Here is a 4,549-nt window from a genome sequence, read left to right as displayed (position 1 = left end):
CGACCTCATCGGGCAGCTTCGTGCCGCCGAAGGAGAAGAACTTGATGCCGTTGTCGGGAGCGGGGTTGTGCGACGCCGAGATCATCACGCCGAAATCGGCGTTGATGCTGTCGATGAGGAAGGCCGTCGCGGGCGTGGGGATCACCCCGGCATCGAGCACGTCGACGCCGGAACTCGCGAGACCGGCCGACACCGCGGCGGTCAGGAACTCCCCGGACACGCGGGGGTCGCGCGCGACCACCGCGGTGGGCCGGCGCCCCGCGGCGCGGAGTTCATCGGCGTGCCTGCCCTGCGTGAGCACGGCGGCAGCCGCCTGGGCGAGGCCCAGGGCCAGGTCAGCCGTGAGTTCACGGTTGGCCAGGCCCCGGACCCCGTCGGTTCCGAAGAGCCGAGGCATAACGGAGTACCGTCAGGCCCGGATCAGCGCTTCGAGAACTGCGGCGCCTTGCGGGCCTTCTTGAGGCCGGCCTTCTTGCGCTCGATGACGCGCGCGTCGCGTGTGAGGAAGCCGGACTTCTTCAGGGCGGCACGGTTGTTCTCGCGGTCGATCTCGTTCAACGCTCGCGCGATCGCGAGGCGCAGCGCACCGGCCTGGCCCGAGGGGCCGCCGCCCGTGATCTTCGCGACCACGTCGTACGATCCGGTGAGCTCGAGCACCGTGAAGGGATCGGTGATGAGCTGCTGGTGCAGCTTGTTGGGGAAGTAGGCTGCGAACTCGCGGCCGTTGACGGTGATGCCGCCCGCGCCCGGGACGAGTCGCACGCGGGCGATGGCCTGCTTGCGGCGACCCACGGCCGCGCCCGACACGTTGAGCACGGGACGGGGGGTGCTGGGAGCAGCCTCAGGGGTGCTCTCGGTGGTGTAGCTCTCGGGAGCCGCTTCGATCTGGTCTGCGATCTTCGCCATGGTGGTGTGAATCCTTATTTCGAGAACGTCGAGGGTGCCGGAATTACTGGGCGACCTGGGTGAGGGTGTACGGCGTGGGCTGCTGCGCCGCGTGCGGGTGCTCGGGGCCGGCGTAGACCTTGAGCTTCTTCAGCTGGGCCCGGCCGAGCGAGTTCTTCGGCAGCATGCCGCGGATCGCCTTCTCGACGGCGCGGACGGGGTTCTTCTCGAGGAGCTCGGCGTAGCTGACGGCCTTGAGGCCGCCCGGGTAACCCGAGTGGCGGTAGGCCTTCTTCTGCTCGAGCTTCTGGCCGGTGAGGGCCACCTTGTCGGCGTTCACGATGATCACGAAGTCGCCGGTGTCGACGTGGTTCGCGAAGATCGGCTTGTGCTTGCCGCGCAGCAGGGCTGCGGAGTGGCTGGCGAGACGGCCGAGCACGATGTCGGTCGCGTCGATGACGACCCAGTCGCGCTGGATCTCGTTCGACTTGGGAGTGTAGGTGCGCGTCACGGAAGTGCTGCTTTCTGATCGAGAGAGGGGTTCGTGAATCCCACTCCGGGGGGAGTTCGCTCGCGATGCGAGGCGAACGCCCTGGTGGAGGGCTCATCTTCGGATGCCGGCGCAGATGGCGGCACCAAAGAGACAGCCTAGCCGACGAGGCCCTCGACATGCAATTCGCGGCGTGCCCGGGTCTGCACGGCCCGTGCCGCGAGCTCCTCGTCGTCGGGGTATCCCACCTCCGTGAGCACGAGCCCCTTCGCGGGCATGACCGTGAAGGCGTTCGTGCGCTCGGCCGCCCGCAGCAGGGCGAACACCTCGGATGCTGCGAGCCGGCCCTCCCCGACCGCCACGCACGCCCCGACGAGTGCGCGCACCATCGAGTGGCAGAACGCATCGGCCTGCAGCGACGCGACGAGCACGCCGTCGTCGTCGCGCTCCCACCGATACGACTGCAGCGTGCGGATCGTCGTGGCGCCCTCGCGGGGTCGGCAGAACGCGGCGAAGTCGTGCAGGCCGAGCAGCGAGCGCGCGGCGGCATCCATCGCGCTCGCATCGAGCCGCTTCGGCCAGGTCACGGTGCGGCGGCGCTGGAGCGGGTCGCGGAGCGCCCCCGCGTCCGCGATGCGGTACTCGTAGCGTCGCCACATCGCCGAGAACCGGGCATCGAACCCGCGGGGAGCCCGTTCGGCGCTCGTGATCACGACATCGGCATCCGCGCCGAGGATGCCGCTCAGGCGGCGTGCGAGCGTCGCCTCGGCGGAGGCATCGGCGTGATGTTCGCGGCGCGGTCGCACCACCTGCGCGAGCGCCGGCTCCTCGACATCGAGGTGCGCGACCTGTCCCAGTGCGTGCACGCCCGTGTCGGTGCGGCCGGCCACGGTCAGCCGCGGCGCCGTGCCGGTGCGACGGAAGAGGGTGGCGAGGGCCTCTTCGAGGACGCCCTGCACGGTGCGCAGGCCAGGCTGCCTGCTCCACCCGGTGAAGTCCGTGCCGTCATAGGCGATCCCGAGACGCAGGCGTACGACGGGGGCACCGGCTGCCTCGGCATCCGTTCCCTGGTCCACGCATCCAGACTAGAGGGCCGAGACGAGGCCCCGCACGCCGGAGGGCCCCGGCGCAACCGCACCGGGGCCCTCCGAACTGGACGCGACGACTACTTCGCGGCAGCTTCCTCGGTCGACGCTTCGGCCGACTCCTCGGACGCCTCGGCGCCAGCGGCCTCGTCGACCGTGGCCTCGGCCTCGGTCACGCCCTCCTCGGGCGTCGCGTCGGCCACGGGCTCCTCGGCGGGGGCCTCGGTGGCAGCGGGCGCCGCCTTCGCGGTGCGCTGCTTCTTCACGACCGGCTCGAGCACGAGCTCGATGACCGCCATGGGGGCGTTGTCGCCCTTGCGGTTGCCGATCTTCGTGATGCGGGTGTAGCCGCCCTCGCGGTCGGCCACCTGCGGGGCGATGATCGTGAACAGCTCGTGCACGACCGACTTGTCGCCGATGACGCCGAGCACGCGACGGCGCGCGTGCAGGTCGCCGCGCTTGGCGAACGTCACCAGACGCTCAGCGAGCGGACGCAGGCGCTTGGCCTTCGTCTCGGTGGTGGTGATGCGCTTGTGCGTGAAGAGGGCAGCCGCGAGGTTCGCGAGCAGGAGCCGCTCGTGCGCGGGTCCGCCTCCGAGGCGGGGGCCCTTCGTGGGCTTCGGCATGGTTCGTTATCTCCAGTGGTGAGGGGTGGGTGCGGCGGCCGCCATGGCCTGCCTAGTTCTCGTCGTCGAAGCCCGTGTAGAAGTGGGCGCCGTCGAAACCGGGGACGGAGTCCTTCAGCGACAGGCCCATTTCGGTGAGCTTGTCCTTGACCTCGTCGACCGACTTCTGGCCGAAGTTGCGGATGTTCATGAGCTGCGACTCCGACAGGGCGACGAGCTCGGACACCGTGTTGATGCCCTCGCGCTTCAGGCAGTTGTAGCTGCGCACCGAGAGGTCGAGGTCCTCGATGGGAATCGAGAGCTCGCTGGAGAGCACGGCGTCGACGGGCGCAGGCCCGATCTCGATGCCCTCGGCCGCGGTGTTCAGCTCGCGGGCGAGGCCGAACAGCTCGGTGAGGGTGCGACCTGCCGACGCGATGGCGTCGCGAGGCGTGATGGCCGCCTTCGTCTCGACGTCGACCACGAGGCGGTCGAAGTCGGTGCGCTCGCCGGCACGGGTGGCCTCGACGCGGTAGGTGACCTTGAGCACCGGCGAGTAGATCGAGTCGACCGGGATCTGGCCGGCTTCGGAGTACTCGTTGCGGTTCTGGCTGGCCGAGACGTAGCCGCGGCCGCGCTCGATCGTGAGCTCGAGCTCGAACTTCGCCGAGTCGTTGAGCGTCGCGATGACCAGATCGGGGTTGTGCACCTCGACGCCGGCCGGGGCCGAGATGTCGGCGGCGGTGACCTCACCGGCACCCTGCTTGCGCAGGTACGCGGTGATGGGCTCGTCGTGCTCGCTGGAGACGACCAGGTTCTTGATGTTGAGGATGATCTCGGTGACATCCTCCTTCACCCCGGGAACCGTCGAGAACTCGTGGAGCACGCCGTCGATGCGGATGCTCGTCACGGCCGCGCCGGGGATCGAGGAGAGGAGGGTGCGACGGAGCGAGTTGCCCAGGGTGTAACCGAAGCCCGGCTCGAGGGGCTCGATCACGAAACGCGAACGGAACTCCGAGATGTTCTCTTCGGTGAGCGTCGGACGCTGTGCGATCAGCACTGTGGATTCCTTTCGGCAGGGTGTCCGCTATATGACACCTGCGAGATACGAGGATCTTGAGTTGTGAGAGAACGTGTGCCCGGTGATCGAGCGGGCCCGGCCGGGGCGCATCGGGACCATGGTCTCCGAGGTGCGTCCCGTTCGCCGGGCCTGCTCGATCGCCGGTGCGTGCTGAGGGTCAGACGCGGCGGCGCTTGGGCGGGCGGCATCCGTTGTGCGCCTGGGGCGTCACGTCGTTGATGCTGCCGACCTCGAGGCCGGCGGCCTGGAGGGAGCGGATCGCGGTCTCACGGCCCGAGCCGGGGCCCTTGACGAAGACGTCGACCTTCTTCATGCCGTGCTCCTGCGCCTGGCGCGCGGCCGACTCGGCGGCGAGCTGTGCGGCGAACGGGGTCGACTTGCGCGAACCCTTGAAGCCGACGCC

General features: G+C 69.5%; 6 protein-coding genes and 1 pseudogene. All 7 read right to left on the bottom strand.

The window, feature by feature from the left end:
- Positions 1 to 397, bottom strand: a pseudogene (locus RIN18_RS17215) (phosphoglucosamine mutase); the annotation flags it as partial.
- Between the two features lie 23 nt (positions 398 to 420).
- Positions 421 to 906: a 30S ribosomal protein S9 gene (gene rpsI, locus RIN18_RS17210; protein WP_309105206.1), complete on the bottom strand. Its 486-nt coding sequence runs from the start codon at positions 904 to 906 to the stop codon at positions 421 to 423.
- Between the two features lie 43 nt (positions 907 to 949).
- Positions 950 to 1,396 carry a 50S ribosomal protein L13 gene (gene rplM / locus RIN18_RS17205; RefSeq protein ID WP_309105205.1) on the bottom strand — a complete coding sequence of 149 codons (447 nt, stop codon included), beginning with the start codon at positions 1,394 to 1,396 and terminating at the stop codon, positions 950 to 952.
- Between the two features lie 137 nt (positions 1,397 to 1,533).
- Positions 1,534 to 2,451: a tRNA pseudouridine(38-40) synthase TruA gene (gene truA / locus RIN18_RS17200; RefSeq protein ID WP_309105204.1), complete on the bottom strand. Its 918-nt coding sequence runs from the start codon at positions 2,449 to 2,451 to the stop codon at positions 1,534 to 1,536.
- Between the two features lie 89 nt (positions 2,452 to 2,540).
- Positions 2,541 to 3,086 carry a 50S ribosomal protein L17 gene (rplQ, locus tag RIN18_RS17195; RefSeq protein WP_309105203.1) on the bottom strand — a complete coding sequence of 182 codons (546 nt, stop codon included), beginning with the start codon at positions 3,084 to 3,086 and terminating at the stop codon, positions 2,541 to 2,543.
- 52 nt (positions 3,087 to 3,138) lie between these two features.
- A complete protein-coding gene (locus tag RIN18_RS17190; RefSeq protein ID WP_309105202.1) occupies positions 3,139 to 4,125 on the bottom strand; it encodes a DNA-directed RNA polymerase subunit alpha in 987 nt (328 codons plus the stop codon).
- A gap of 178 nt (positions 4,126 to 4,303) precedes the next feature.
- The coding region (gene rpsK / locus RIN18_RS17185) for a 30S ribosomal protein S11 (RefSeq protein WP_309105201.1) at positions 4,304 to 4,549 on the bottom strand (246 nt) is incomplete at its 5' end.

It is taken from the genome of Microbacterium sp., assembly GCF_031179285.1.
Taxonomy (GTDB): domain Bacteria; phylum Actinomycetota; class Actinomycetes; order Actinomycetales; family Microbacteriaceae; genus Microbacterium.
Note: the sequence above shows the minus strand (reverse complement) of the source record. Positions and strands in the feature narration are given on the sequence as shown.